The sequence below is a fragment of the Cryobacterium melibiosiphilum genome (assembly GCF_003602235.1).
Classification (GTDB): domain Bacteria; phylum Actinomycetota; class Actinomycetes; order Actinomycetales; family Microbacteriaceae; genus Cryobacterium; species Cryobacterium melibiosiphilum.
This window is the reverse complement of the sequence record NZ_QZVS01000091.1, coordinates 11,493-35,787: the sequence shown is the minus strand read 5'-3', so window position 1 is coordinate 35,787 and position 24,295 is coordinate 11,493. Positions and strand designations below refer to the sequence as shown.

The 24,295-nt window shown below is 66.3% G+C and carries 23 protein-coding genes; 7 read left to right on the top strand and 16 right to left on the bottom strand.

Features of this window, described 5'->3' with window-relative positions:
- Positions 1-29: 29 nt before the first annotated feature.
- The 7 genes from D6T64_RS15505 to sufB form a co-directional block, all read right to left on the bottom strand.
- Positions 30-1,628, bottom strand: a complete 1,599-nt coding sequence (locus D6T64_RS15505) for an ABC-F family ATP-binding cassette domain-containing protein (protein WP_119975593.1) — start codon at positions 1,626-1,628, stop codon at positions 30-32.
- 70 nt (positions 1,629-1,698) lie between these two features.
- Positions 1,699-2,307: a TetR/AcrR family transcriptional regulator gene (locus D6T64_RS15500; protein ID WP_119975592.1), complete on the bottom strand. Its 609-nt coding sequence runs from the start codon at positions 2,305-2,307 to the stop codon at positions 1,699-1,701.
- A 125-nt stretch (positions 2,308-2,432) separates the two neighbouring features.
- Positions 2,433-2,762: a metal-sulfur cluster assembly factor gene (locus tag D6T64_RS15495; protein WP_119975591.1), complete on the bottom strand. Its 330-nt coding sequence runs from the start codon at positions 2,760-2,762 to the stop codon at positions 2,433-2,435.
- A gap of 4 nt (positions 2,763-2,766) precedes the next feature.
- Complete coding sequence (gene sufC / locus D6T64_RS15490) at positions 2,767-3,531, bottom strand: Fe-S cluster assembly ATPase SufC (RefSeq protein ID WP_119975590.1); 765 nt, start codon at positions 3,529-3,531, stop codon at positions 2,767-2,769.
- 61 nt (positions 3,532-3,592) lie between these two features.
- The gene (locus D6T64_RS15485; protein ID WP_119975589.1) at positions 3,593-3,919 is read right to left on the bottom strand and encodes a non-heme iron oxygenase ferredoxin subunit; all 327 of its coding nucleotides are present in this window, start codon (positions 3,917-3,919) and stop codon (positions 3,593-3,595) included.
- A gap of 2 nt (positions 3,920-3,921) precedes the next feature.
- Positions 3,922-5,160, bottom strand: a complete 1,239-nt coding sequence (gene sufD / locus D6T64_RS15480) for a Fe-S cluster assembly protein SufD (protein ID WP_119975588.1) — start codon at positions 5,158-5,160, stop codon at positions 3,922-3,924.
- On the bottom strand, positions 5,161-6,579 hold the full coding sequence (sufB, locus tag D6T64_RS15475; RefSeq protein WP_119975587.1) for a Fe-S cluster assembly protein SufB: 1,419 nt from the start codon (positions 6,577-6,579) through the stop codon (positions 5,161-5,163). It abuts the gene before it with no gap.
- 294 nt (positions 6,580-6,873) lie between these two features.
- Between sufB and D6T64_RS15470 the strand changes: the two genes are divergently transcribed.
- The gene (locus D6T64_RS15470) at positions 6,874-7,815 is read left to right on the top strand and encodes a COX15/CtaA family protein (protein WP_119975586.1); all 942 of its coding nucleotides are present in this window, start codon (positions 6,874-6,876) and stop codon (positions 7,813-7,815) included.
- Positions 7,816-7,876: 61 nt separating this feature from the next.
- On the opposite strand, the gene D6T64_RS15465 is transcribed toward D6T64_RS15470, so the two are convergent.
- The 5 genes from D6T64_RS15465 to D6T64_RS15445 all read right to left on the bottom strand — a co-directional run bounded on the left by D6T64_RS15465 (position 7,877) and on the right by D6T64_RS15445 (position 12,815).
- Positions 7,877-8,911: a glycine betaine ABC transporter substrate-binding protein gene (locus D6T64_RS15465; RefSeq protein WP_119975585.1), complete on the bottom strand. Its 1,035-nt coding sequence runs from the start codon at positions 8,909-8,911 to the stop codon at positions 7,877-7,879.
- Positions 8,912-9,637 carry an ABC transporter permease gene (locus D6T64_RS15460; RefSeq protein ID WP_119975685.1) on the bottom strand — a complete coding sequence of 242 codons (726 nt, stop codon included), beginning with the start codon at positions 9,635-9,637 and terminating at the stop codon, positions 8,912-8,914.
- 107 nt (positions 9,638-9,744) lie between these two features.
- Positions 9,745-11,052 carry an ATP-binding cassette domain-containing protein gene (locus tag D6T64_RS15455; protein WP_233551229.1) on the bottom strand — a complete coding sequence of 436 codons (1,308 nt, stop codon included), beginning with the start codon at positions 11,050-11,052 and terminating at the stop codon, positions 9,745-9,747.
- Positions 11,045-11,686 (bottom strand): ABC transporter permease, encoded by a 642-nt coding sequence (locus tag D6T64_RS15450; RefSeq protein ID WP_119975584.1) that lies wholly within the window; start codon positions 11,684-11,686, stop codon positions 11,045-11,047. The genes D6T64_RS15455 and D6T64_RS15450 overlap by 8 nt, the downstream gene beginning before the upstream one ends.
- Before the next feature lie 208 nt (positions 11,687-11,894).
- Complete coding sequence (locus tag D6T64_RS15445) at positions 11,895-12,815, bottom strand: heme o synthase (protein WP_119975583.1); 921 nt, start codon at positions 12,813-12,815, stop codon at positions 11,895-11,897.
- Positions 12,816-13,098: 283 nt separating this feature from the next.
- On the opposite strand from D6T64_RS15445, the gene tkt reads away from it, so the two are divergent.
- The 6 genes from tkt to pgl all read left to right on the top strand — a co-directional run bounded on the left by tkt (position 13,099) and on the right by pgl (position 21,356).
- Positions 13,099-15,192, top strand: coding sequence for a transketolase (gene tkt, locus D6T64_RS15440; RefSeq protein ID WP_119975582.1), 2,094 nt, complete (start codon positions 13,099-13,101; stop codon positions 15,190-15,192).
- A 41-nt stretch (positions 15,193-15,233) separates the two neighbouring features.
- Positions 15,234-16,358, top strand: coding sequence for a transaldolase (gene tal, locus D6T64_RS15435; RefSeq protein ID WP_119975581.1), 1,125 nt, complete (start codon positions 15,234-15,236; stop codon positions 16,356-16,358).
- Positions 16,355-17,959: a glucose-6-phosphate isomerase gene (locus tag D6T64_RS15430; RefSeq protein ID WP_119975580.1), complete on the top strand. Its 1,605-nt coding sequence runs from the start codon at positions 16,355-16,357 to the stop codon at positions 17,957-17,959. The genes tal and D6T64_RS15430 overlap by 4 nt, the downstream gene beginning before the upstream one ends.
- Before the next feature lie 105 nt (positions 17,960-18,064).
- Complete coding sequence (zwf, locus tag D6T64_RS15425) at positions 18,065-19,606, top strand: glucose-6-phosphate dehydrogenase (protein ID WP_119975579.1); 1,542 nt, start codon at positions 18,065-18,067, stop codon at positions 19,604-19,606.
- Entirely contained in the window at positions 19,603-20,586 is a 984-nt protein-coding gene (locus D6T64_RS15420) for a glucose-6-phosphate dehydrogenase assembly protein OpcA (protein ID WP_119975578.1), read from the top strand. Before zwf ends, D6T64_RS15420 begins: the two co-directional genes overlap by 4 nt.
- Entirely contained in the window at positions 20,586-21,356 is a 771-nt protein-coding gene (gene pgl / locus D6T64_RS15415) for a 6-phosphogluconolactonase (RefSeq protein WP_119975577.1), read from the top strand. Before D6T64_RS15420 ends, pgl begins: the two co-directional genes overlap by 1 nt.
- Positions 21,357-21,452: 96 nt before the next feature.
- Here the strand turns inward: pgl and D6T64_RS15410 are convergent, their stop codons facing one another.
- The 4 genes from D6T64_RS15410 to D6T64_RS15395 all read right to left on the bottom strand — a co-directional run bounded on the left by D6T64_RS15410 (position 21,453) and on the right by D6T64_RS15395 (position 24,282).
- Positions 21,453-21,818, bottom strand: a complete 366-nt coding sequence (locus tag D6T64_RS15410; protein WP_119975576.1) for an RNA polymerase-binding protein RbpA — start codon at positions 21,816-21,818, stop codon at positions 21,453-21,455.
- A gap of 68 nt (positions 21,819-21,886) precedes the next feature.
- A complete protein-coding gene (secG, locus tag D6T64_RS15405; RefSeq protein WP_119975575.1) occupies positions 21,887-22,138 on the bottom strand; it encodes a preprotein translocase subunit SecG in 252 nt (83 codons plus the stop codon).
- 144 nt (positions 22,139-22,282) lie between these two features.
- Positions 22,283-23,077, bottom strand: coding sequence for a triose-phosphate isomerase (gene tpiA, locus D6T64_RS15400; RefSeq protein WP_119975574.1), 795 nt, complete (start codon positions 23,075-23,077; stop codon positions 22,283-22,285).
- On the bottom strand, positions 23,071-24,282 hold the full coding sequence (locus tag D6T64_RS15395; protein WP_119975573.1) for a phosphoglycerate kinase: 1,212 nt from the start codon (positions 24,280-24,282) through the stop codon (positions 23,071-23,073). The genes tpiA and D6T64_RS15395 overlap by 7 nt, the downstream gene beginning before the upstream one ends.
- Positions 24,283-24,295: the final 13 nt, after the last annotated feature.

Below are 24,295 nucleotides of genomic sequence, written 5' to 3'. Positions count from 1 at the left end.
ATTCCTGACCGGGCTCGTGTCGTGTGGCGCTACGCGAGCGAGATGAGCTCGAGGTAGTCCTTGTTCCAGTGGTCCTCGGTGCCGTCGGGCATGATCAGCACGCGCTCCGGGTTCAGGGCCTCCACGGCTCCCTCATCGTGGCTGACCAGAACCACGGCGCCGGTGTAGTGCGCCAGGGCGTCGAGGATCTCTTCACGGCTGGCCGGGTCGAGGTTGTTAGTGGGCTCATCGAGCAGCAGCACGTTGGCGCCCGAGACGACGATCATGGCCAGCGCGAGACGGGTCTTCTCGCCACCGGAGAGCACCCCGGCGAGCTTGTTCGAGTCGTCCCCGGTGAACAGGAACGAGCCGAGCACGCGCCGGGCTTCCATCTCGGTGATGTTCGGCGACGACGACACCATATTCTGCAGCACGCTGCGCTTCACGTCGATGGTCTCGTGTTCCTGCGCGTAATAGCCGATGCGCAGGCCGTGACCGGGCAAAACCTCTCCGGTATCGGGCGCGTCGACGCCGGCGAGCATGCGCAGCAGGGTCGTCTTGCCGGCACCGTTGAAGCCGAGGATGACGACCTTGGAGCCGCGGTCGATGGCGAGGTCGACCGAGGCGAAGATCTCGAGCGAGCCGTAGCTCTTCGACAGGTTCGTCGCCATGATCGGGGTGCGGCCGCAGGGCGCGGGATCGGGGAACCGCAGCTTGGCCACGCGCTCTTCGGCGCGCACGTCGTCGAGCCCCGACAGGAGCTTCTCGGCGCGGGCAACCATCTGGTGAGCGGATGCCGCCTTACTGGCCTTGGCGCCGAATTTCGCGGCCTGCGCGGTGAGCGTCGAGGCCTTCTTCTCGGCGTTGGCGCGTTCCTTCTTGCGACGGTCGGCATCCGCTGCCCGCTGCGTGATGTAGTGCTTCCAGTCCATGTTGTAGATGTCGATGACCATACGGTTGGCATCGAGGTAGAAGACCCGGTTCACGGTGTCGCCGACGAGTTCGATGTCGTGGCTGATGATGATGCAGCCGCCGCGGTAGTTCTTCACGAACTCGCGCAGCCAGATGACGGAATCGGCGTCGAGGTGGTTGGTGGGCTCGTCGAGGATCATCGTGTCCGCGGCCGAGAACAGGATGCGGGCCAGCTCGATGCGGCGACGCTGTCCACCGGAGAGAGTGCGCAGCGGCTGGTCGAGGATGCGGTCGGGCAGCTTCAGGTTGCTCGCGATGGCCGAGGCTTCCGCCTCGGCGGAGTAGCCGCCGAGGGCGTTGAACTGGTCGGTCAGGGTGCCGTAGGTGCGCATCGCGGCGGCGCTGATCTTCTCGTCGGAGCTCGCCATGGCGAGGCTCGAGTCGTGCATGCCGAGCGCGATAGTGCCGAGGCCGCGGGCATCGAGGATGCGGGTGCGGGCGAGCATGTCCGGGTCGCCGGAGCGCGGGTCCTGGGGCAGGTAGCCGATTTCGCCGCTGCGCTCGATGGACCCGGCGGTCGGGTTGGTTTCACCGGCGAGGGTCTTGGTCAGTGTCGTCTTGCCGGCGCCATTGCGGCCGACCAGTCCGATCTTGTCGCCGTCCGAGACACGGAAGCTGACGTCCTCCATGAGGACGCGCGCACCAACGCGGATTTGAAGATCTTGCACGTTGAGCACAGCAATAGTCCGTTCAGAAAGGGATGTGGAGAGGGGAAAAAGTGTGGACCGACCGGTCCAACTGTCTATTCTACAGGAGGGCGCCGCGGAGGGTTTTTTCGAGCCAGTCCCGATAGGTATCCGGGGACCAGCCGACGTCGCGCACGAGGGTGCGATAGCCGTGCGGATGCGCGAGTGCCCAGATTGCCGCGGCGGCCTCGTGGTCGCTGAGCCCGACCCGCAGGGAGCGCCGAGCGCGCAGGGCCGCCGCGTCTTCGCCATAGGAGTGCAGCCTGGCCGTGTCCCGCCGCCGTTCGAAGGCCGCAACGTCAGCGTCCACCGCCGCCGCCTCACTGACGATCTGCTGGATGCCGGCGGTACGTTCGTTCACGAGGGCGCAGCCATCCGCCAGGGCGCGGATGATGTCGCTCGCCGAGTGCGCGTCGTCGATGCGCTGGCGCATGGCTGCGGCCACGGCGTCGGGTGAGCCGCTCGCAGTGGCCGCCCGTTCGAGCAGCGCGGCGAGCAGCTCGGCCTTGGACCCGACCGAGTTGTAGATGGTCTGCACGGCGACGCCCGCCTCGGTGGCGATCGCACCGATCGAGGTTTTCACGTAGCCGTGCTGCAGCATCAGCCGGCCGGCCGCCCGCACGATGTCTTGCCGGGTGCCGGCCGCCTGGGCTTCGCGTCGCGCATTCATTTTATTAGCATACCCTTCTAGCGAGTGGAATCAGATTCGACCGAGCGCGGCATCCGCGAAAACGCCCCGGGAACCTGCCAGATGGCAGGTTCTCGGGGCGTTCCGGTCGTGCGCGGTGGTGCGAGCTACATGGCGAAGCCGAGGGCGCGCATCATGTCGCGGCCGTCATCGGTGATCTTTTCGGGACCCCACGGCGGCATCCAGACCCAGTTGATGCGGAACTGCTCCACGACACCGTCGAGGGCTTCGGCGGTTTGCTCTTCGAGCACGTCGGTCAGCGGGCAGCCGGCCGAGGTGAGAGTCATGTGGATGACGAGCGCGTTGTTCTCGTCGTCCCAGCCGAGGTCGTAGATGAGCCCGAGGTCGACGACATTGATGCCGAGCTCAGGGTCCATGACGTCTTTGAGCGCTTCTTCGATCTCGTCGTAGCGCGTCGGGGTGAGGGAAGAAACCATGCGACTAGTTTACGATCTCGGGAACGAGAAAACGATCGTAGCCCTCGTCCTCGAGGCGGTCGGCGAGCTCCGGACCACCCTGCTCGGCGATCCGGCCGTTCACGAACACGTGCACGAAGTCGGGGTGGATGTAGCGCAGGATGCGCGTGTAGTGCGTGATGAGCAGCAGGCCCAGGCCGGTGTTCTCCTTGGCGCGGTTCACGCCCTCGGACACGATCTTGAGAGCGTCGACGTCGAGGCCGGAGTCGGTCTCGTCAAGAACAGCGAACTTCGGCTTGAGGAGTTCGAGCTGCAGGATCTCGTTGCGCTTCTTCTCGCCACCGGAGAAGCCCTCGTTCACGTTGCGCTCGGCGAAGGACTTGTCCATGCGCAGGTTGGTCATCGCGCCGCGAACGTCCTTGATCCAGGTGCGGATCGCGGGGGCTTCGCCGTCGATGGCCGTCTTGGCCGTGCGCAGGAAGTTCGTAACGGTGACGCCGGGAATCTCGACCGGGTACTGCATGGCCAAGAACAGGCCGGCGCGGGCACGCTGGTCGACGGTCATGGTGAGTACTTCGGCACCGTCGAGCAGGATGGAGCCGCCCTCGACGTGGTACTTGGGGTGGCCGGCGATCGTGTACGCGAGGGTGGACTTGCCGGAGCCGTTCGGGCCCATGATGGCGTGGATTTCACCCTCGTTGATGGTGAGGTTCACACCATTCAGGATCTGCTTCACGCCCTGGTCGGTCTGAACGCTGACGTGCAGGTCCTTGATTTCAAGAACTGACATGGATGTTGTTTCGCTTTCTATACGTGACACCGAGCGCTCGGCTGGTGTCGACCCGCGGGTGTTAGACCGCGAGGATGACTGAGGGGTCGATGTAGACGTCGCCGTCGACCAGGGAAACCTGGTAGACGGGCACCGGGTCGTAGGCGGGCAGTGTGATCGGCTTTCCCGTCTTGAGGGAGAACATGGAACCGTGTGCCCAGCACTCGAGGGTGTCGCCCTCGACGAACCCCTCGGACAGCGAGATGTCGCCGTGCGTGCAGGTATCGCCGATGGCGAAGACGTCACCGTTCATGTCGCGCACGACGGCGATCGGGATGCCGTCGATCTCGACCTTGATCGCCTGGTTGGGTTCGAGCTCGTCGAAACCGCAGATCTTCGTGGCGGCCATGGTCAGCGAGCCTCAACGGCGGCGGGCAGCGATGCCGAGCTGAGCAGCTCGGCCTCGATGGTCTCCTGCAGGCGGGCTTCCAGAGTCGGCGAACCGATCTGCTGAATCACCTCGGTGAGGAAGCCGCGCACGACGAGTCGACGGGCTTCTTCTTCGGTGATGCCGCGGGACTGCAGGTAGAAGAGCTGCTCGTCGTCGAAGCGTCCGGTGGCACTCGCGTGACCGGCCCCGACGATGTCGCCGGTTTCGATTTCTAGGTTCGGGATGGAGTCGGCGCGGGTGCCTTCGCTCAGCACCAGGTTGCGGTTCTGCTCGTAGCTGTCGGTGCCGGCGGCCTTGTTGCCGATCAGCACGTCGCCGATCCAGACCGTGCGGGCATCCTGGCCCTGCAGCGCACCCTTGTAGGTGACGCGGCTGCGGCTGTGCGGGGCATCGTGGAAGACGTAGACCTGCTGCTCAAGGTGCTGGCCGGCATCCGCGAAGTAGAGGCCGAGCAGCAGCGTGTCGGAGCCCGATCCGGCGAGGCGCACCGAGGGGTTGACGCGCACGATGCTGCCGCCGAGGGACACGACGACGTGCTTGAGGCGTGCGTCCTTGCCGACGGACGCGAAGTGGTTGGTCAGGTGCACCGCTCCGGTGTTCCATTCCTGCACGCTGACGACGGTGAGGTTGCTGGACTCACCGAGGATGATCTCGACGTTCTCGCTCAACCGGGCGTCGCCGGTATTCTGCAGGATGACCGTGGCCTGGCTGAAGGGCTTGGCCTCGATGATGACGTGCGCGGCACGCGGCGAGGCGCCGAGGTCGGCACGGGTGACCGTGATTTCCTTGGCTTCTTCACCGCTGACGGTGATCGCGAGGGCCTTCTCGAAGGTGCTCCAGGCGTTGGCCGCGGCGCGTTCTTCGGGCGTGCCGGCCGTGCCGATGCGGGCATCGCTGCGGTCGACCCAGTCGACGGTCACGCCGTCGACTGGGTCTGAGCTGATCGGGTAGACGGAGCCGTCAAGCTCACCGGCCGTGAGGTCGGTGAACTTGGCGACCGGGGAAAGCTTCCAGACGGCTTCACGACCGGTGACAGCGTCGAAATCGGCGACGTTGACGCTCTTGAACCGATCGGAACGGGTCTGTACCGGCACATAGCCGAACCGTCCGTCGGTGTGCGCCTTGTTGCCGTGCTGGGTTGTCGATTCCGGAGGTGCGGTGGGGGCAGGGGTGGTCTTGAGTGTGGGAACGGCGGACATTTAGCCGACGGATCCTTCCATGCCCATTTCAATGAGCTTGTTGAGTTCAAGGGCGTACTCCATCGGGAGCTCCCGGGCGATGGGTTCGATGAACCCGCGCACGATCATGGCCATGGCCTCGTCTTCGGGCATGCCACGGCTCATCAGGTAGAAGAGCTGCTCTTCGCTGACCCGCGAGACGGTCGCCTCGTGGCCGAGCTGCACGTCGTCGACACGGATGTCTATCGACGGGTAGGTGTCGGACCGGGACTGCGTGTCGACCAGGAGCGCGTCGCAGCGCACGGTGTTCGCGGAGTGGTGAGCGGATGCATCCACTCTCACCTCGCCGCGGTACCCGCTGCGTCCGCCACCGCGAGCGATGGACTTGGAGACGATCGAGGACTGGGTGTACGGGGCCATGTGGATCATCTTGGCGCCGGCGTCCTGGTGCTGGCCGGGGCCGGCGAAGGCCACGGAGAGCGTCTCACCCTTGGCGTGCTCGCCCATCAGGTAGATGGACGGGTACTTCATGGTGACCTTGGAGCCGATGTTGCCGTCGATCCATTCCATGGTCGCGCCTTCGCCCGCCGTGGCGCGCTTGGTGACCAGGTTGTAGACGTTGTTCGACCAGTTTTGAATGGTCGTGTAGCGAACGCGGGCGTTCTTCTTCACGACGATCTCGACGACCGCGGAGTGCAGCGAGTCGGACTTGTAGATCGGGGCGGTGCAGCCCTCGATGTAGTGCACGTAGCTGCCCTCATCGGCGATGATCAGCGTGCGCTCGAACTGGCCCATGTTCTCGGTGTTGATGCGGAAGTAGGCCTGGAGCGGAATCTCGACGTGCACGCCCGGGGGGACGTAGACGAACGAGCCGCCCGACCAGACGGCCGTGTTGAGCGCGGCGAACTTGTTGTCGCCGGAGGGGATGATGGTGCCGAAGTACTCTTCGAAGAACTCCGGGTGCTCCTTGAGCGCCGTGTCGGTGTCCATGAAGATGACGCCCTGGGCTTCGAGCTCTTCGTTGATCTGGTGGTAGACGACTTCGGACTCGTACTGGGCGGCGACGCCGGAGACCAGGCGCTGGCGCTCGGCCTCGGGGATGCCGAGCTTCTCGTAGGTGTTCTTGATGTCGTCGGGCAGGTCTTCCCAGGTCTGGGCCTGCTTCTCCGTGGAACGCACGAAGTACTTGATGTTGTCGAAGTCGATCTCGGACAGGTCGGCGCCCCAGGTGGGCATCGGCTTGCGCTCGAACAGCTGCAGCGCCTTCAGGCGTCGCTGGAGCATCCAGTCCGGTTCGTTCTTCAGGTTGGAAATGTCGGTGACGACCTCCGGGGAAATGCCTCGACGCGCGTAGGCGCCGGCCTTGTCCGAGTCGGCCCATCCGAATTCATATGTACCCAGGCCCTCAAGATCGGGGCGGTCTAGCAGAACATCCGACATACTTACCTCTTCTCCTATCCGAAACAACCCGGATATCAGTCCGGTCATTCCCCGGCTGCCCCCTAAATCGGAAACAGCAGAGAATGGATTGTGTGGACGGCTACAGTGCGTACCTAGCTACGCGGCGTACCTAGACTATTCATGGACTCGTGCAACTGCGACGCAGTCCCAGCTCCGCGAATCCACCGAATGGCTCAATTCTACAGGTTGATGCCGAAGACCGGTGTGCTTACCGGGGTTTTAACATGCGCAGCGTCATACAGGCGAAAAAACAGAGCAGAAGTGGTGAACCGGATGTCCCGATGGATTCCAACGCGAATTGACGGAAAAATACGCACGATCGCCTGGCTCTCGCTGATCAGCGAGGTCACGATCATCGGCACCGGTGGCGCTGTGCGCCTGACCGGTTCGGGCCTCGGCTGTCCGACCTGGCCGGCCTGCACGCCGGGCTCGCTCATTCCGACCTCGGAAATGGGCATCCACGGCGTCATCGAGTTCGCCAACCGGCTGATGACCGGGGTCATCGGCATCATCGCGATCGTCGCCGTCATCCTGCTGTGGAACCTGCGCCGCGAACGCCGCGACCTGTTCGTGCTGTCCCTCGTGCTGATCGGCGGCATCGTCGCCCAGGCCCTGGTCGGCGGGGTGACCGTGTTGACCGGGCTGAACCCGTTCATCGTCGGCTTCCACTACATCGCCTCGCTGCTCATGGTCTGCGTCGCCGCCGTGCTCGTCTACCGCGTCTACTCCCCCGTCGGGGCCCGCACCCGAATCGTTCCGGTCGTGGTTCTCGCCCTGACCCACGCGACAAGCTTCTTCGTCGCGATCACGATCGCCGTCGGGGTGCTCACCACGGCGTCCGGCCCGCACTCCGGGGACATCGATGCCGGTCGCAGCGGGTTCAACGTCGAGCTTCTCGAACACCTGCACGCCTGGCCTGCCTACGTGATGTTCTTCCTCACGCTCGTACTGCTGGCGGTATCCGCTGCCCGTCGCCTGCCCGTGCGGCGCTGGGTCGCCGTGCTCCTCCTGGTCGAGATCGCTCAGATCGCCATCGGACTGGTGCAGGCGAACTTCGGCCTTCCGGCCGTGCTGGTGGGTACGCACATGGTGCTCGCGAGCATCCTCGCCGCCGTGATGACGGTCACGATCCTGAGCCTCAAAAAGGTGACGGATGCCCCGGGCACCGAGTCGGCAGCATCCGCCTCGACCGAACCGGTGCTGAGCAACCACTGACAACGGGCAGAGAAAAACCCCGCGTCCGAGGACGCGGGGTTTTTTCATGCCTGCTCGGCGGTTACTCGCTCGGGTCGGTGATGAATCCCTCGTCGAGCATCCACGCGTAGGCGACGTCGGCGGGTTCTTCGCCGTCGACGTCGACCTCGCGGTTCATGACGCGCAGCACCTCGTCGGTGAGCTTCGGCGAGATCTGCGCGAAGATCTCCTCCAGCTCCGGGTAGGTCGCGATGGTCTCACTGAAGAAGACCGGCGCCACGTTGTAGGCGGGGAAGAACGAGAGATCGTCGGTCAGCACGGTGAGGTCGAGGGCGTCGATTCGCCCGTCGGTCGTGAAGACCTCCCCGAAGTTGCACGCGCCGGCGTCGGTCGCGCTGTAGATCGCGCCGGTGTCGTAGATGCCCACGTTGCTATCCGGCACGCTGTCTGCCGCACCACGTTCCATGCCGTAGTGGGCGAGCATGGGGTTCAGGCCGTCGGGGCGGGAGTTGAATTCGGATTCCACGCAGAACGTGCGGGCCTCCACCGGCAGCGCGGCGAGCTCGGACATGGTCGAGATGCCGCCGAGTTCGGCGACCGCCTCGGTGCGCACGGCCATCGCGTAGGTGTTGTTCATCGGAGCCGGTTCACCCCAGGTGACCCCGTTTTCGATGTCGACGTCGTAGACGGCCTGCCACATCTCGTCCTGGTCGCTGATGGCCTCGGCCTGGCCGAGATAGGTCAGCCACGCCGTGCCGGTGTACTCCCAGAGCACGTCGGCCTGCCCGGACAAGAGCAGCTCGCGGGCCGGCTGGCTGCCGGGCACATTGCTGAGGTCGGTGACGTCGAAGCCGGCGGCGGTTCCGGCGATGACCGCGATCTTGCCGAGCAGCAGCTGTTCGGTGAAGTTCTTCGAGGTGACCGTGAGGTCCACGCCCCCCGCGCCATTGACGGGAACGATCGAGCCCGGGCCGACCGGGGGCACGTAGGAGGTCACCGGCTGCAGTCCGCACCCGGTCAGGGCGATCGCGGAGAGCGCGAGCACTCCCGCCGTGAGCACCCCACGACGGGTGCGATTCGTGCGAGAAGAAGACGTGCAAGAGGAAGAACGGTACATCTAGAGTCCCTTCGGGCGGGCGACGTGTTCGACAACACGGCCGACCCAGTCGATCAGCAACGCCAGCAGAGCCACGAGCAGGGCTCCGGTGACGAGCACCGTGGTCAGTGACAGGTTGACGCCGGTCGTGATGAGGATGCCGAGGCCGCCACCGTTGATGAACGTCGCGAGGGCCGCGGTGCCGACCAGCAGCACCAGGGCGGTGCGCACTCCGGAGAGCATCACCGGCACGGCGAGCGGAAGCTCCACCGTGAACAGCACCGCGGTGGCGCTCATTCCCATGCCGCGGCCGGCTTCGACGAGGCGCGCGTCCACCTGGTCGAGACCGATCATCGTGTTGCGCAGCACGGGGAGCACGGCGTAGAGCACGAGGCTCAGCGTCGCCGCCCAGAAGCTGAAGCCGACCCACAGGGCCAGCAGCACCACGACACCGACCGCGGGTGCGGCCTGGCCGAAGTTCGCGATCGCGAGTACCGGAGCAGTGAGAAACCGAAGCGGCTTGCGCGTCAGGGCGATACCGAGCGGAATGGCGATGACGAGCACGATGGCTGCCGCGAGCAGCGTCAGCTGCAGATGCTCCACGGTATATCCCCACAGCGCGGCCGGGGCCAGCGTCGTGAGTTCGATCGTGGAGAGGTCTGCCGTCAGCAGCCAGACCAGCAGCGCGAGGCACGCGAGAATGATGCCGGCGAGCTGGTAGACCAGGCCCTTCCACGATGCCCAGATGGCGCGGCCACGGCTGACGGTGGCGGTCGACGCGGCCGGGTCGACCGGGATGCCGGCGGCCGAGTCTCCCCCGGCGATACCGGCTTCAGCGTTCAGGGTGCGGGTATTCACTGCGCGGCCCGGGTGTCTGCCGCGAGCTCGTCGGCAGCTTCAGCGACCGAATCGACCGAAGCGGCCGAGGCGGCCGAAGCGGCCGAGGCCTGCACCTGGAACATGCCGGTGTTGAGCCCGACGGGTGCCTGGTCGGATTCGAGCACGGCGGCCGTCTGGGAGCGGGTGATGGCGTCCATGACGGTCTGCACGTCGATGACACCCTTGAACATGTCCCGGCGCCCGGTGACGAGAGCGGCGCCGGCGCTCGAGACGAGCATGGTATCGAGCGCGTCGTTCAGCGTGGCTCGGATGCCGACAACCGGAAGCTTCGGGTCGGGAACGTCGCTGATGACGTCGAGTCGGCCGAGTTTGCGCCGGGACAGCCACTGGATGGGACGACGACGGTCGTCGACGATGACCGCGTGGCCGTGGCCGGCCTCGGCGACGCGGGCGAGCACATCCGCTGCCCGTTCGCCGGGGTTGCCGACGACGGCCTCGGCCAGACCGACCTCTTCGACGCGGGTGAGGGTGAGCTGCTTGAGGCCGGCGCCGGAGCCGATGAAGTTCTCCACGAACTCGCTGGCCGGGTCGCCGAGGATGCGCTCGGGGGTGTCGTACTGCTCGAGCTGGGCGCCCTCGTTGAAGATGGCGATCCAGTCGCCGAGCTTCACGGCCTCATCGAAGTCGTGCGTGACGCAGACGATGGTCTTCTGCAGCTCGTCCTGGATGTTGAGGAGTTCGTCCTGCAGGCGCAGGCGGGTGATCGGGTCGACCGCGCCGAACGGCTCGTCCATGAGAAGCACGGGCGGGTCGGCCGCGAGGGCGCGGGCCACGCCGACACGCTGCTGCTGGCCGCCGGAGAGTTCCTTGGGGTAGCGGTCGCGATAGAGCGCCGGGTCGAGGGAGACGAGCTCGAGCAGTTCGTCGACCCGGGCTGCGATGCGCGCCTTGTCCCAGCCGAGCATCTTCGGCACGATGCCGATGTTGGTCGCGACGGTCATGTGCGGGAAGAGTCCCCCGGCCTGGATGACGTAGCCGATGCCGCGGCGCAGGGTGTCACCATTCATCTCGGTGACGTCGTCGCCGTCGACGACGATGCGCCCCTCGGTCGGCTCAATGAGGCGGTTGATCATCTTCAGGGTCGTGGTCTTGCCGCAGCCCGAGGGTCCGACGAACATGACGATCTTGCCGGCCGGGATCTCCATGGTGAGGCCGTCGACGGCGGGTTTGACCTGGCCGGGAAAGCGTTTGGTGACGTGGTCGAGCAGGATGCTCGCACCGGTGATCCCGGTGGGGGTGGTGGTTGCACTGGTTTCAGACACGGATACCTCGGGGGATGGTCAGGCGGCCGAGGCCGACGAGTAGAAGGTCAAGAATGAGGGCGAGCACGATGACGCCGATAACACCGGTCAGTACCGACTCGAGTGAGTTCGCGCCACCGCTGCGGGAGAGCCCCGAGAAGATGAACCCACCGAGGCCCGGGCCGAGGGAGTACGCGGCGACAGCCGCGATTCCCATCACCATCTGGGCAGAGACTCGAACGCCGGTGAGGATGATCGGCCAGGCCATCGGCAGCTCCACCTGCACGAGCGTGCGGAACCGGCTCATGCCGATGCCGCGGGCGGACTCCACGATCGACGGCGCAATGCCGGACAGCCCGACAACGGCGTTGCGCAGGATCGGCAGGGTCGCGAAGAATGCGACCACGATGACGGCAGGAGCTACTCCGAAGCCGAGCGGCGCGATCAGCAGTCCGATCAGGGCGAACGCCGGAATGGTCAGGCCGATGGCCGAGACCGAGTTGGCCACGGAGGTGAGGGCCTTACTGCGGTAGACGAGGGCGGCGAGCACGACGGCCAGCACTGTCGCGAGGATCAGGCACTGCACCACCAGGCTGAAGTGTTGCCACCCGCTGAATAGGATCTGCTCATAACGATCCCCTAGAAAATCCCACACATTAAAACCTCTTCACCTCGTTCACGCACCGATTCACCGCCACCGGCAGAGGCGCAGCTGGTGGCGCGGGTGCCGAACTGGATGGGGACGCGGGCTGAGAGCCGTAGGCGAGGGTGAGGGGCTAGTCTCTCACGACTACCCCCATCCGGCCGCAGCGAGACGTTACGGTTCGATCACGCGAGCCGCTTCTCTCGGAAGGGAAGTGGGGCTAGAAGGGGAGGAGTGGGTCTACCCCGACGGCCACGAAGAGCAGCGTGAGGTAGGCGATCGAGCCGTGGAACACGCGCATGGGCGACACGTGCTCGTGGCGGATGGCGAGGTTGTACAGTCGGTGGGTCTCGTAGATGAACCAGCCACCGGTGACGAGGGCGATGCCGGTGTAGAGCAGACCCATGTCGGCGACCGGGATCAGCAGCAGCGAGCAGGCGACGGTGGCCCAGGCGTACAGGATGACCTGCAGGCCCACTTGGGCACGACCGCGCACCACCGAGAGCATCGGCACTCCGGCGGCGCGGTAGTCCTCGCGGTACTTCATCGACAGCGGCCAGTAGTGCGGCGGCGTCCACAGGAAGATGATCATGAACAGGATGAACGGGGGCCAGGACAGGTCACCGGTGACGGCGGCCCAGCCGATGAGCACGGGCATGCAGCCGGCGACACCGCCCCAGACGATGTTCTGCGCGGTGCGGCGCTTGAGCACGATCGTGTAGAAGACGACGTAGAGCAGGATGGCGCCGAACGAGAGTGCCGCGGCAAGCCAGTTCGTGAAGATCCAGAGCCAGGCGATGGATGCCGCACCCAGTACCCACGCGAAGACCAGCGCCTGCCGGTCGGTCAGTTCTCCCGTGACGAGCGGGCGCCGCTTGGTGCGGTTCATGACCCGGTCGATGTCCCGGTCGATGTAGCAGTTGAACGCGCCCGCCGAACCGGCGCTCAGCGAGCCACCGATCAGGGTGGCGACCATGAGCCAGAGGCTCGGCAGCCCGCGTTCGGCGAGGATCATGGTGGGGGCGGTGACAACCAGCAGGAGTTCGACCACACGCGGTTTCGTCAGGGCGACATACGCCATGACGGTGCGACGGATGCTGCGGGTCCCGCTCACGGCGGTCTTCTCTAAAGCGACGTCCATTGCTCCTCTAACCCCGCGCGAGTGTGTGACACCACGCAAGCCTTCTAATTCTAGGCCATCCCGCCGCAGGGGCCGTTCATGTCACGTTAGGACATGAACCAGCGGCCATCCGTATACTTAATGGGCTGGCCAATTGCAGTTGTCACTCGTGGGCCACCCCCAGGGGCCCCACCCCGACATCGCGAGTCAACCGGCGCGACAACGCATTCTTGTGTGCGGTCGCTCAGATACTGGGGTGGGTTATGACAACTCGCCCTCTTCGCCTTGAGAAGGGTCAATACACGTGGCAGCAATGCAGTGGGATTCCATCGACAATCTAGCGGTCAACACCGCCCGAGTTCTCGCGGCCGATGCCGTCGAGAAGGTTGGAAATGGGCATCCCGGCACAGCCATGAGCCTCGCTCCCGCCGCGTACCTTCTCTTTCAGAAGGTCATGCGCCGCGACCCGGCCGACAATGAATGGATCGGTCGCGACCGCTTCATCCTGTCGGTGGGCCACAGCTCACTCACCCAGTACGTGCAGCTCTACATGGGCGGTTACGGACTCGAACTCGAAGACCTCAAGGCCCTGCGCACCTGGGGTTCCAAGACTCCGGGCCACCCGGAATACGGCCACACCGACGGCGTGGAGATCACCACCGGCCCGCTCGGCCAGGGACTCTCCTCGGCGGTGGGCTTCGCCTACGCCTCGCGCTTCGAGCGTGGCCTGTTCGACCCCGACACCGCGGCCGGCGAGAGCCCGTTCGACCACTTCGTCTACGTCATCGCCGGTGACGGCGACCTGCAGGAGGGCATCACGAGCGAGGCATCCTCGCTCGCCGGCCACCAGCAGCTCGGCAACCTGATTGCCATCTACGACAGCAACCAGATCTCGATCGAAGACGACACCAACATCGCCTTCACCGAGGATGTCGCCGCCCGCTACGACGCCTACAACTGGCACGTGCAGACCGTCGACTGGAAGAAGACCGGCTCCTACGTCGAAGACGTCGCCGAGCTGAACGCCGCCATCACCGCCGCCCAGGGCGTCACCGACAAGCCGTCGCTGATCATCCTCAAGACGATCATCGGCTGGCCGGCACCGAAGAAGCAGAACACCGGCAAGATCCACGGCTCGGCGCTCGGCGCCGAAGAACTCGCCGGCGTCAAGACCGTGCTCGGCTTCGACCCGGAGAAGAGCTTCGATGTGGCCCCCGAGGTCATCGCGCACACCCGCCAGGCCCTCACCCGCGGCGCTGCCGCACACGCCGAGTGGACCATCGGCTTCGATGCCTGGGCCCTCGCCAACCCCGACCGCAAGGTGCTGCTCGACCGCGTGCTCAGGGGCGACCTGCCCGACGGTGTCGACGAGGCCCTGCCCGTCTTCCCCGCCGGCACCGCCGTCTCCACCCGTGCCGCGTCCGGCAAGGTCCTCACCGCCCTCGGCGAGGTCATCCCCGAGCTCTGGGGCGGTTCGGCCGACCTGGCCGAGTCGAACAACACCACCATCGGCGGTGCCGCCTCGTTCATCCCGAGCGAGCACTCCACCGGTGCCTGGACCGGCAACGAGTACGGACGGGTGCTGCACTTCGGCATCCGCGAGCACGCCATGGCGGCGATCCTCAACGGCATCGTGCTGCACGGGAACACCCGCCCCTTCGGCGGCACGTTCCTCATCTTCAGCGACTACATGCGCCCGGCCGTGCGTCTCGCCGCGCTCATGAAGGCGCCGTCGATCTTCGTCTGGACCCACGACTCGGTCGCTCTCGGCGAAGACGGCCCCACCCACCAGCCGATCGAACAGCTCGCGACCCTGCGCGCCATCCCCGGACTCGACGTGGTGCGCCCCGGCGACGCCACCGAGGTCGGCGTCGCCTGGCGCACCATGCTCGAGCGTCGTAACGGCCCGGCCGGCATCGCCCTGACGCGCCAGAACATCCCGGTGTTCGCTCGCGGCGAAGGAGCAGCCGAGGGTGACACCTTCGCATCCGCCGAACTGGCCAAGCACGGTGCGTATGTGCTCGCCGAGGCGGCCAATGGCACCCCCGACGTGATCCTCATCGGCACCGGCAGTGAAGTCCAGCTCGCGGTCGACGCCCGCGAAGCACTCAAGGCCGACGGCATCAACGCCCGCGTGGTGTCGGCGCCCTGCCTCGAATGGTTCGACGAGCAGACCGCGGAGTACCGCGAGTCCGTTCTGCCGGCCGCCATCACCGCCCGCGTCTCCGTTGAAGCCGGAATCGGCCTCACCTGGCGCGGCATCGTGGGAGACCGCGGCCGCAGCGTCTCCATCGAGCACTTCGGTGCCTCGGCGGACTACCAGACCCTGTTCCGCGAATTCGGCATCACGACCGAAGCCGTCATCGCCGCCGCCAGAGAATCCATTGCCGCGCACTAGCGCCGCCACCACGCACTCAAGAATCTAGGAGATCAATAAAAATGACCGAACAGACCACTCCCCTCGCCCAGCTGTCCGCCGCCGGTGTCAGCATCTGGCTCGACGACCTGTCCCGTGAGCGCATCGCCTCGAACGGGCTGCAGAAGCTCATCGAGAGCCACAACGTTGTCGGCGTGACCACCAACCCGACGATCTTCGCCGGCGCTCTCGCCAAGGGTGAGGCCTACGCCGACCAGGTGGCCGCCCTCGCCGCCGCCGAGGTATCCGTTGCCGAGGCCGTCTTCGAAATCACGACGGATGACGTCACCGCCGCGAGCGACATCTTCCGCCCCGTCTATGACCGCACCCACGGCGAAGACGGCCGCGTCTCGATCGAGGTCGAGCCCGGTCTCGCCCACGACGCCGCCGGAACCGTCGCGCAGGCCCAGGAACTGTGGGCGAAGGTCAACCGCCCGAACGCGATGATCAAGATCCCCGCGACCATCGAGGGCCTCGAGGCGATCACCGAGACCATCGCGCTCGGCATCAGCGTCAACGTCACCCTGATCTTCAGCCTCGAGCGTCACCGTCAGGTCATCAACGCGTACCTGTCCGGCCTCGAGAAGGCCAAGGCCGCCGGAATCGATCTCTCCACGATCCACTCCGTCGCCTCGTTCTTCGTCTCGCGCGTCGACACCGAGATCAACGCCCGCCTCGAGGCCATTGGCACCCCCGACGCCCTCGCCCTGAAGAGCAAGGCCGGCGTCGCCAACGCGCAGCTGGCCTATGAGGTCTTCGAGCAGGCCTTCGCGAGCGAGCGAGCCCTGGGCCTGCTCGCCGCCGGCGGCACCAAGCAACGCCCGCTCTGGGCTTCGACCGGTGTCAAGGATGCCAGCCTGCCCGACACCCTCTACGTGACCGAGCTGGTCGCGCCCGAGGTCGTCAACACCATGCCCGAGAAGACCATGCAGGCCACCTTCGAGCACGGCGTCATCCCCGCCGACTCGGTCACCGGCTCCTACGCCGAGGCCAACGCCGTGCTCGACGCCCTCGCGGCGCAGGGTATCTCCTACGATGACGTCACCCGCGTGCTCGAAGAAGAAGGCGTCGCGAAGTTCGTCATCTCCTGGAACGAACTGCTCGAAACGGTTCAGTCGGCGCTCGACGCCGCCAAGGTCCTTCGATGAGCTTTCGCATTTCGGTGAGCGGGGCGGCGGCCGCGGCCGTTCGCTCCGCCGTGCCGACCCTGGTCGATGACCTCGTCGCCTCCGGCATCACGGCCCTCGACCCGGCCCTCTGGGGTCCGGACGCCCAGTCCGAGGCCGCCCTGCGCCTCGGCTGGACCGAGTCCGTCGCGATCTCCCGCCCGCTCGTCGCCGAGATCGTCGCCCTGCGCGACGACCTGCACGCTCGCGGCATCACGCACATCAACCTCGCCGGCATGGGCGGTTCGTCGCTGGCCCCCGAGGTCATCACCCGCACCGCGGGCGTTGAACTCACCGTGCTCGACGCGACCGACCCCGGCCAGGTGCTCGCCGCCCTCGGCACCAACCTCGCCACCTCGGCGCTCGTGGTGTCGAGCAAGTCGGGTTCGACGGTCGAAACCGACAGCCAGCGCCGTGTCTTCGAACGCGCCTACCTGGCCGCCGGCATCGACCCGGCCGAGCGCATCATCGTGGTGACGGACCCCGGTTCGCCGCTCGAGGCATCCGCTACCGCCGCCGGCTACCGCGTGTTCACGGCCGACCCGAACGTGGGCGGGCGCTATTCGGCCCTGACCGCCTTCGGGCTCGTGCCGTCGGGCCTCGCCGGCGTCGACATCGGCGCCCTGCTCGACGAGGCCGAGGCGATCGCCCTGTCCGTCGCCGTCGACTCTCCCGAGAACCCCGGACTGGTGCTCGGCGCGGCGATTGCCGCGACCGTTCCCCGCCGCGATAAGCTCGCGATCCTCGCCGACGGCACCCACATCGTGGGCTTCGCCGACTGGGTCGAACAGCTCATCGCTGAGTCGACCGGCAAGCTCGGCCGCGGCATCCTGCCCGTCGTCATTGAAGCGACCGCACCCGAGCTGACGGCGGCCCTGCCCGACGTGCAGCTCGTGCGCGTGGTCGCGGACGCCGGAACCGAGATCCTGCTCGACGACGGCACCGATGAGATCCGCGTCAGCGGAACCCTCGGCGCGCAGTTCCTGGTCTGGGAATACGCGACCGTCGTCGCCGGCCGTCTGCTCGGCATCAACCCGTTCGACCAGCCCGACGTGGAGTCGGCGAAGATCGCGACGCGTGGCCTGCTCGACTCCCGCCCGGCGCCCGAACCGGCCGCGTTCATCTCGGACGGCATCGAGGTGCGCGGCACCGCCCACGTCATCGGTGCGGCGAGTGACCTCGCCTCGGCGATCGACGCCCTGCTGGAAGAGCTCGGACCCGACGGGTACGTGGCCATCCAGGCCTACGTGAACCGTCTGGCGCTTCCCGAGCTCGCCAGCCTGCGCGACGGTGTCGCGACGCTCTCCAAGCGTCCCGTCACCTTCGGCTGGGGACCCCGGTTTTTGCACTCGACCGGTCAGTTCCACAAGGGCGGACCGGCCACGGGCGTGTTCCTGCAGATCCTCGCCACCCCGGCCGAGGACCTCGACATTCCGGAGCGCCCGTTCACCTTCGGTGAATTGGTGCAGGCGCAGGCCAGCGGCGACGCGAGCGTTCTCGCGGCCGCCGGTCGCCCGGTGCTCACGCTGACGCTGACGGATCCGGCCGCGAACCTCGCGACCCTCTTCGCGGCACTCAAGTAGGCTCGATCTACACCTGCACGCGCTCCACCCGCACCACCAGCACCATCGGACGGGGCCTTCGGGCCCCGTCCCGTTCGATACCCCATACCTCCCCGAAGGAGCTGCATGTCACCGGTGGAAATCACCCCGGAGTTCAACCCGCTGCGTTCACCCTCTGACTATCGCCTGAACAGAATCGCGGGGCCCAGCAGCCTCGTCATCTTCGGCGTCACCGGTGACCTCGCTCGGAAGAAACTCATGCCCGCGGTCTACGATCTCGCCAACCGCGGCCTGCTCCCCCCGGGCTTCGCCCTGGTCGGCTTCGCCCGCCGCGACTGGGACAACGAAGACTTCATGCAGGTCGTTCACGACGCGGTCAAGGAACACGCCCGCACCGACTTTCACGAGGATGTCTGGGCCCAACTGGCCGAGGGCATCCGCTTCGTCTCGGGAACCTTCGACGACCCGGCCGCGTTCGAACGCCTCAAGGACACGATCGAAGAACTCGACCGTGAACGCGGCACCATGGGCAACCATGCCTTCTACCTGTCGATCCCGCCGAAGGCGTTCCCGGAGGTCACCGAACAGCTGCGCCGTTCGGGACTCGCCGAGCAGAAGGACGGCCAGTGGCGCCGCGTCGTCATCGAAAAGCCCTTCGGAAGTGACCTGAAAACCGCCCGCGAGCTCAACGCCGTGGTCGAATCGGTCTTTCCCCCGGACTCCGTCTTTCGCATCGACCATTACCTGGGCAAGGAAACGGTGCAGAACATCCTCGCGCTGCGCTTTGCCAACCAGATGTTCGAGCCGCTGTGGAACGCCAACCACGTCGAGCACGTACAGATCACCATGGCCGAGGACATCGGCGTCGGCGGCCGCGCCGGCTACTACGACGGCATCGGTGCCGCCCGCGACGTGATCCAGAACCACCTGCTGCAGCTGCTCGCCCTGACCGCGATGGAGGAGCCCATCTCCTTCGACGCCGCAGACCTGCGTGCCGAAAAGGAGAAAGTGCTCGCCTCGGTGCGCCTGCCCGACGACCTCGGACTCGGCACCGCACGCGGCCAGTACACCGGCGGCTGGCAGGGCGGTGAAAAGGTTGACGGCTTTCTCGAGGAAGACGGCATGAACCCGGAGTCCGTCACCGAGACCTACGCCGCGCTGCGACTCACCATCGACACCCGCCGTTGGGCCGGAGTGCCGTTCTACCTGCGCGCCGGCAAACGTCTCGGCCGCCGCGTGACGGAGATCGCGGTCGTCTTCAAACGGGCTCCTCAGTTTCTCTTCGCCCCGAGCCAAACGGCTGAACTCGGCCACAACGCGCTCGTCATCCGGGTACAGCCCGACGAGGGTGTCACCATCCGCTTCGGATCCAAAGTGCCCGGCGTGAACATGCAGGTGCGCGACGTGACCATGGACTTCGGCTATGGCCACGCCTTCACCGAGGCCAGCCCGGAAGCCTACGAACGCTTGATCCTCGACGTTCTGCTCGGCGACCCGCCCCTGTTCCCCCGCCACGAAGAGGTCGAACTGTCGTGGAAGATCCTCGATCCGATCGAAGAATACTGGGCCACCCAGGGACAACCCGAACAGTACCGCCCCGGAACCTGGGGTCCCTCCTCGGCCGATGAACTGCTGGCCCGCGACGGCCGAACCTGGAGACGACCATGATCGTTGATCTGCCCAACACGACCACCAGCAAGATTTCCAAAGCGCTGGTGCGCATTCGCGAGGAGGGCGGAGCGGTCGCCCTCGGACGGGTACTCACGCTCATCATCTCGTCGACCCTCGGCCACGAAGAGGAGGCCATCGCCGCGGCCAACGACGCGTCCCGCGAGCACCCGATGCGGGTGATCGTGGTCTCCACCCAGGTTCCGAACGCCGGTGACCCGCAGCCCGCTGCCCGCGTGGACGCTGAGATTCGGGTGGGCGGCGACGCCGGCGCGAGCGAGGTCATCCTGCTGCGCGTCTACGGTGAAGCCGCGAGCGACCCCGAAAGCCTCGTCACCGGCCTGCTGCTCTCCGACGCCCCGGTCGTGACGTGGTGGCCGGGAGAGGCCCCCGAGATTCCCTCGGAGACTCCCCTGGGGCGCCTCGCGAACCGCCGCATCACGGATGCCGCGGCGCAGTCCCACCCGCAGGATGCGCTGTTCCACCTGTGCAGCAGCTACCGTCCCGGTGACACCGACTTCGCGTGGACCCGCCTGACGTTGTGGCGGGGCCAGCTGGCCGCGGTGCTCGACCAGCCCCCGTATGACCCTGTCACTGCCGTACAGGTAACCGGAGCGGCCGCGTCACCGTCGACCACGATGCTGGCGGCTTGGCTGCAGATGCAGCTGGGCGTCACCGTCGACTACGAGCTGACCTCCGGCCCGCTCGCGAACGGTGTGCACGGTGTGCACCTCACCCGGACGTCCGGGGTCATTTCGCTCGAACGGGAGATTCCCGACGTGGCCACGCTCAGCCAGCCGGGACAACCGCTGCAGGACCTGACGCTCAAACGTCGGAGCCTGCGCGACTGCCTGGCCGACGAGCTGCGCCGACTCGACCCGGACGAACTGTATGGTGAAGTCATCATGCGTGGCCTTCCCGGTTTGCACGAGCGTCCGGGAATGCAGGAGAAGGTCACCGCCGAGGCTGGGGAGAAATAGTGAGCAACGAACGGCGTGTGCTGGTTCATCGAGACAAAGAAGCGCTGGCAACGGCGGTTGCGGCGCGGTTCATCACCAAGATGGTCGACATCCTCGACGAACAGGCAGCAGCACACGTTGTCCTGACCGGAGGTTCGGTCGGTATCGCGGTGCTGTCGGCGATCAACGAGTCGTCGGCTCGGGACACGATCGACTGGACCCGGGTGAATTTCTGGTGGGGTGACGAGCGTTGGCTGGTACGGCACGATCCCGAGCGCAATGAATTGCAGGCCCGGGTGGCCCTGCTCGACCACATCGACGTTCCCGAAGAGAACGTTCACCCGATGGGAGCGGCCGGTGAGGGCGTCGAGCTCGATGACGCCGCCGCCGCCTATGCGGAGGAACTCAGCTCCACCGCCCCATCCGGTGCACTGATGCCGAGCTTCGACATCACGTTCCTCGGCGTCGGGCCCGACGGCCACATCGCGTCGCTGTTTCCGCACCGGTCGGCCATTCGGGAACGGGAGGCGAGTGTGCTCTCCGTGCGCCGCTCCCCCAAGCCACCGGCTGAGCGCATCACGCTGACCAGGCCCGTCCTGAACTCTTCCGAGCGGGTCTGGCTGGTCCTCGCCGGGTCCGATAAGGCATCCGCCCTGGGCCTCGCACTGGCGGGCGCCAGCCGCGATGAAGTTCCGGTTGCCGGGATCAAGGGTCGACGCCGCACGGTGTTCTTCATCGACAAGGCTGCGGGCGCAGAGGTTCCGGAGAACCTCATCGCGCCGACCTACTAGACACACCCCGATCTACTAGCAGCGCTCCGATCTACTAGACACACACAGAAGGCCCCGACCAGATGGTCGGGGCCTTTGTGGTGGGCGGGTCGATCGCTAGTTCGGCGCGATCTTGCCGCGGCGCACACGAAGCTGCTGCAGCGCCTCTTCGAGGAGCGACTCGGCTTCCTCTTCGGTACGGCGCTCTTTCACATAGGCGAGGTGGGTCTTGTAAGGCTCGAGCTTGACGACCGACGGCGGATTGGCCTTGTCGCGGCCGGCCGGCAGTCCGGACGACGGGCAGTCGATGGTGACGGGGATCTCCTCGTCGGGGAGCGTCGCCGCGAAGTACCGCACGGTCTCATTGCCGAGGGCATCCCAGTAGGAAACCTTGATGCGCTCCGCGTGATAGCCGCGGTCTTGCTCACCCATCGGTCCGGCTCCTACACGCGAACCCCGAATTGCGCTGCCACCTGATGCCATGATGTTCCTCCGCTGCTAAATAAAGTCAGATGCTTGCGTTCAGATGCTTGATCGGGTCTGACGGGGCGCTACACGCCCGTGTCGAACTTAGTGATCAAACCCAGCACCACGATGCATGTGATCCAGGCCAGGCCCAGAACCACGGTGATGCGATTGAGGTTACGTTCCGCCAATCCGGAGGCACCGAGGTTTGATGTCATGCCGCCCCCGAACATGTCGGAGAGGCCACCGCCCCGCCCCTTGTGCAACAGAATGAGCATGGTGAGCAGGAGGCTCGTAATTCCGAGTAACACCTGCAACACAACCTGGAGAATCTCCACACGAAACCTTTCACAATGCGGCGGGCACGTTGGACACCGCCGCGGACACTGGCAATTATAGCCTGCTGCCGCCCTCCAGCGTCATGCCTCACGGCACGCGCCGAAAAGCGGCAGCAGGATCGTACGGTTGAGACAGCCCTCAGGTCAGCCGACGTGCTTGAGGTAGCGCACGATGTTGCCGAACTCGGTCACGTCGAGGCTCGCGCCACCGACGAGGGCACCGTCGACGTTGGGCTCACGCATGTACGCTGCGATATTGCTCGACTTGACGGAACCGCCGTAGAGGATGCGCGTCTTGTCGGCGACGTCCTGGCCGAGGGTTTCCTGCAGAACGAGCCGCAACTGTGCCGCAACCTGCTCCGCCTGCTCGGGCGTGGCGGCCTTGCCGGAGCCGATGGCCCAGACCGGCTCATACGCCACGACGATGTCCGCCGCCTTGTCGACACCGGCGAGGGCCGCACGCAGCTGCGCGACGGGCACCGCACTCGGGCCGTGCAGCTCGAGGTCCGCGGCGGTCTCACCGACGCAGATCAGCGGAACGAGGTTGTGGGTGAGCGCGGCCGCGACCTTCGCCGCGACCTGCTCGTCCGTCTCGTTGTGCAGCGTGCGGCGTTCCGAGTGCCCGATGATGACGTACTGGCACTCGAGCTTGGCCAGGAACGCGGCCGAGATCTCACCCGTGAAGGCGCCGGACTCCTGCGCCGACACATCCTGGGCACCAAAAGCCAACGGAAGCTTGTCGGCCGAGATCAGCGTCTGCACGCTGCGGATGTCCGTGAACGGCGGGAAGACCGCCACCTCGACCGCGGTGAAGTCGTGGTTCGCGTCCTTCAGGCTCCAGGCGAGCTTCTGCACGAAGGCGATGGCCTGGAGGTGATCCAGGTTCATCTTCCAGTTGCCGGCAATGAGCGGCGTGCGTCGCGGGTTAATGGTTACCATCCGAGGACCTCCAGTCCGGGCAGGCGCTTACCTTCGAGGAACTCGAGGCTGGCACCGCCGCCAGTAGAAATGTGACCAAACTGGTCGTCGGTGAAACCGAGGATGCGCACGGCCGCGGCGGAATCGCCACCGCCGACGACGCTGAGTCCGTCAACCTCGGTCAATGCCTGGGCAACCGTGCGGGTGCCTTCGGCGAAGGGGGCGAGTTCGAACACGCCCATCGGTCCGTTCCAGAACACCGTCTGGGACGAACGAATGATCGCCGCAAACGCGGCAGCGGACTCCGGCCCGATATCAAGGCCGAGACCGGCCGCGCCGTAGGGGGTGTCTTCGATCGCGTCAGCCGCGGTGATGGTGTGCTCGGCATCGGCCCCGAACTTAGAGGCCACCACGATGTCCGTGGGCAGCACGATCTTCACACCGAGGCGTTCGGCCTCGGCGAGGTAGCCGCGCACCGTGTCGAGCTGATCGGCTTCGAGCAGGCTCGCGCCGACCTTGTGGCCCTGGGCCGCGAGGAAGGTGAAGAGCATGCCGCCACCGATCAGCAGCGAGTTGACCCGCGGCAGGAGGTGACCGATCACGCCGAGCTTGTCGGACACCTTGGAACCACCCAGAACCACCGCGTAGGGCGCTTCAGGCTTTTCGGTCAGGCGTTCGAGCACGCCGAGCTCGGTCTGGATGAGCAGGCCCGCGGCGCTCGGCAGGATGGCAGCGAGGTCGAAGACGCTCGCCTGCTTGCGGTGGACAACGCCGAAGCCGTCAGAGACGAGGGCGTCTCCGAGGGCGGCGAGCTGCTGGGCGAAGGCCACACGTTCCGCCTCGACCTTGCTGGTCTCGCCGGCATTGAAGCGGAGGTTCTCGAGGACCACCAGTTCGCCGTCGGCGAGGGCGGCCACGGCAGCCGTCGCCGAACTGCCCACGGTGTCGGTCGCGAAGGCGACCGGCTTGCCGAGCAGTTCGCCGAGGCGCGCCGCCACCGGCTTGAGGCTGTACTTGGCGACGGCCTGGCCGTCGGGGCGTCCCAGGTGGGACACCACGACAACCTGGGCGCCGGCGGCGAGGAGTGCGGTGAGGGTGGGCAGTGACGCCCGCACCCGACCATCGTCGGTGATCTGACCATCCGTCAACGGAACGTTCAGATCGCAGCGAACGATGACGCGTTTGCCCTGGAGGGAACCCAGTGAATCGATAGTGCGGAGCGCCACAGCCTGTCCCGGC

Bases quoted from the DNA above. Each gene is read 5' to 3' on its own strand.
- sufD (WP_119975588.1), bottom strand. From the start codon at position 5,160: ATGTCCGCCGTTCCCACACTCAAGACCACCCCTGCCCCCACCGCACCT.
- D6T64_RS15485 (WP_119975589.1), bottom strand. From the start codon at position 3,919: ATGGCCGCCACGAAGATCTGCGGTTTCGACGAGCTCGAACCCAACCAG.
- D6T64_RS15465 (WP_119975585.1), bottom strand. From the start codon at position 8,911: ATGTACCGTTCTTCCTCTTGCACGTCTTCTTCTCGCACGAATCGCACC.
- D6T64_RS15445 (WP_119975583.1), bottom strand. From the start codon at position 12,815: ATGGACGTCGCTTTAGAGAAGACCGCCGTGAGCGGGACCCGCAGCATC.
- tal (WP_119975581.1), top strand. From the start codon at position 15,234: ATGACCGAACAGACCACTCCCCTCGCCCAGCTGTCCGCCGCCGGTGTC.
- zwf (WP_119975579.1), top strand. From the start codon at position 18,065: ATGTCACCGGTGGAAATCACCCCGGAGTTCAACCCGCTGCGTTCACCC.
- sufC (WP_119975590.1), bottom strand. From the start codon at position 3,531: ATGTCAGTTCTTGAAATCAAGGACCTGCACGTCAGCGTTCAGACCGAC.
- D6T64_RS15410 (WP_119975576.1), bottom strand. From the start codon at position 21,818: ATGGCATCAGGTGGCAGCGCAATTCGGGGTTCGCGTGTAGGAGCCGGA.
- D6T64_RS15470 (WP_119975586.1), top strand. From the start codon at position 6,874: ATGTCCCGATGGATTCCAACGCGAATTGACGGAAAAATACGCACGATC.
- sufB (WP_119975587.1), bottom strand. From the start codon at position 6,579: ATGTCGGATGTTCTGCTAGACCGCCCCGATCTTGAGGGCCTGGGTACA.
- D6T64_RS15500 (WP_119975592.1), bottom strand. From the start codon at position 2,307: ATGAATGCGCGACGCGAAGCCCAGGCGGCCGGCACCCGGCAAGACATC.
- tpiA (WP_119975574.1), bottom strand. From the start codon at position 23,077: ATGGTAACCATTAACCCGCGACGCACGCCGCTCATTGCCGGCAACTGG.
- D6T64_RS15495 (WP_119975591.1), bottom strand. From the start codon at position 2,762: ATGGTTTCTTCCCTCACCCCGACGCGCTACGACGAGATCGAAGAAGCG.
- D6T64_RS15420 (WP_119975578.1), top strand. From the start codon at position 19,603: ATGATCGTTGATCTGCCCAACACGACCACCAGCAAGATTTCCAAAGCG.
- D6T64_RS15430 (WP_119975580.1), top strand. From the start codon at position 16,355: ATGAGCTTTCGCATTTCGGTGAGCGGGGCGGCGGCCGCGGCCGTTCGC.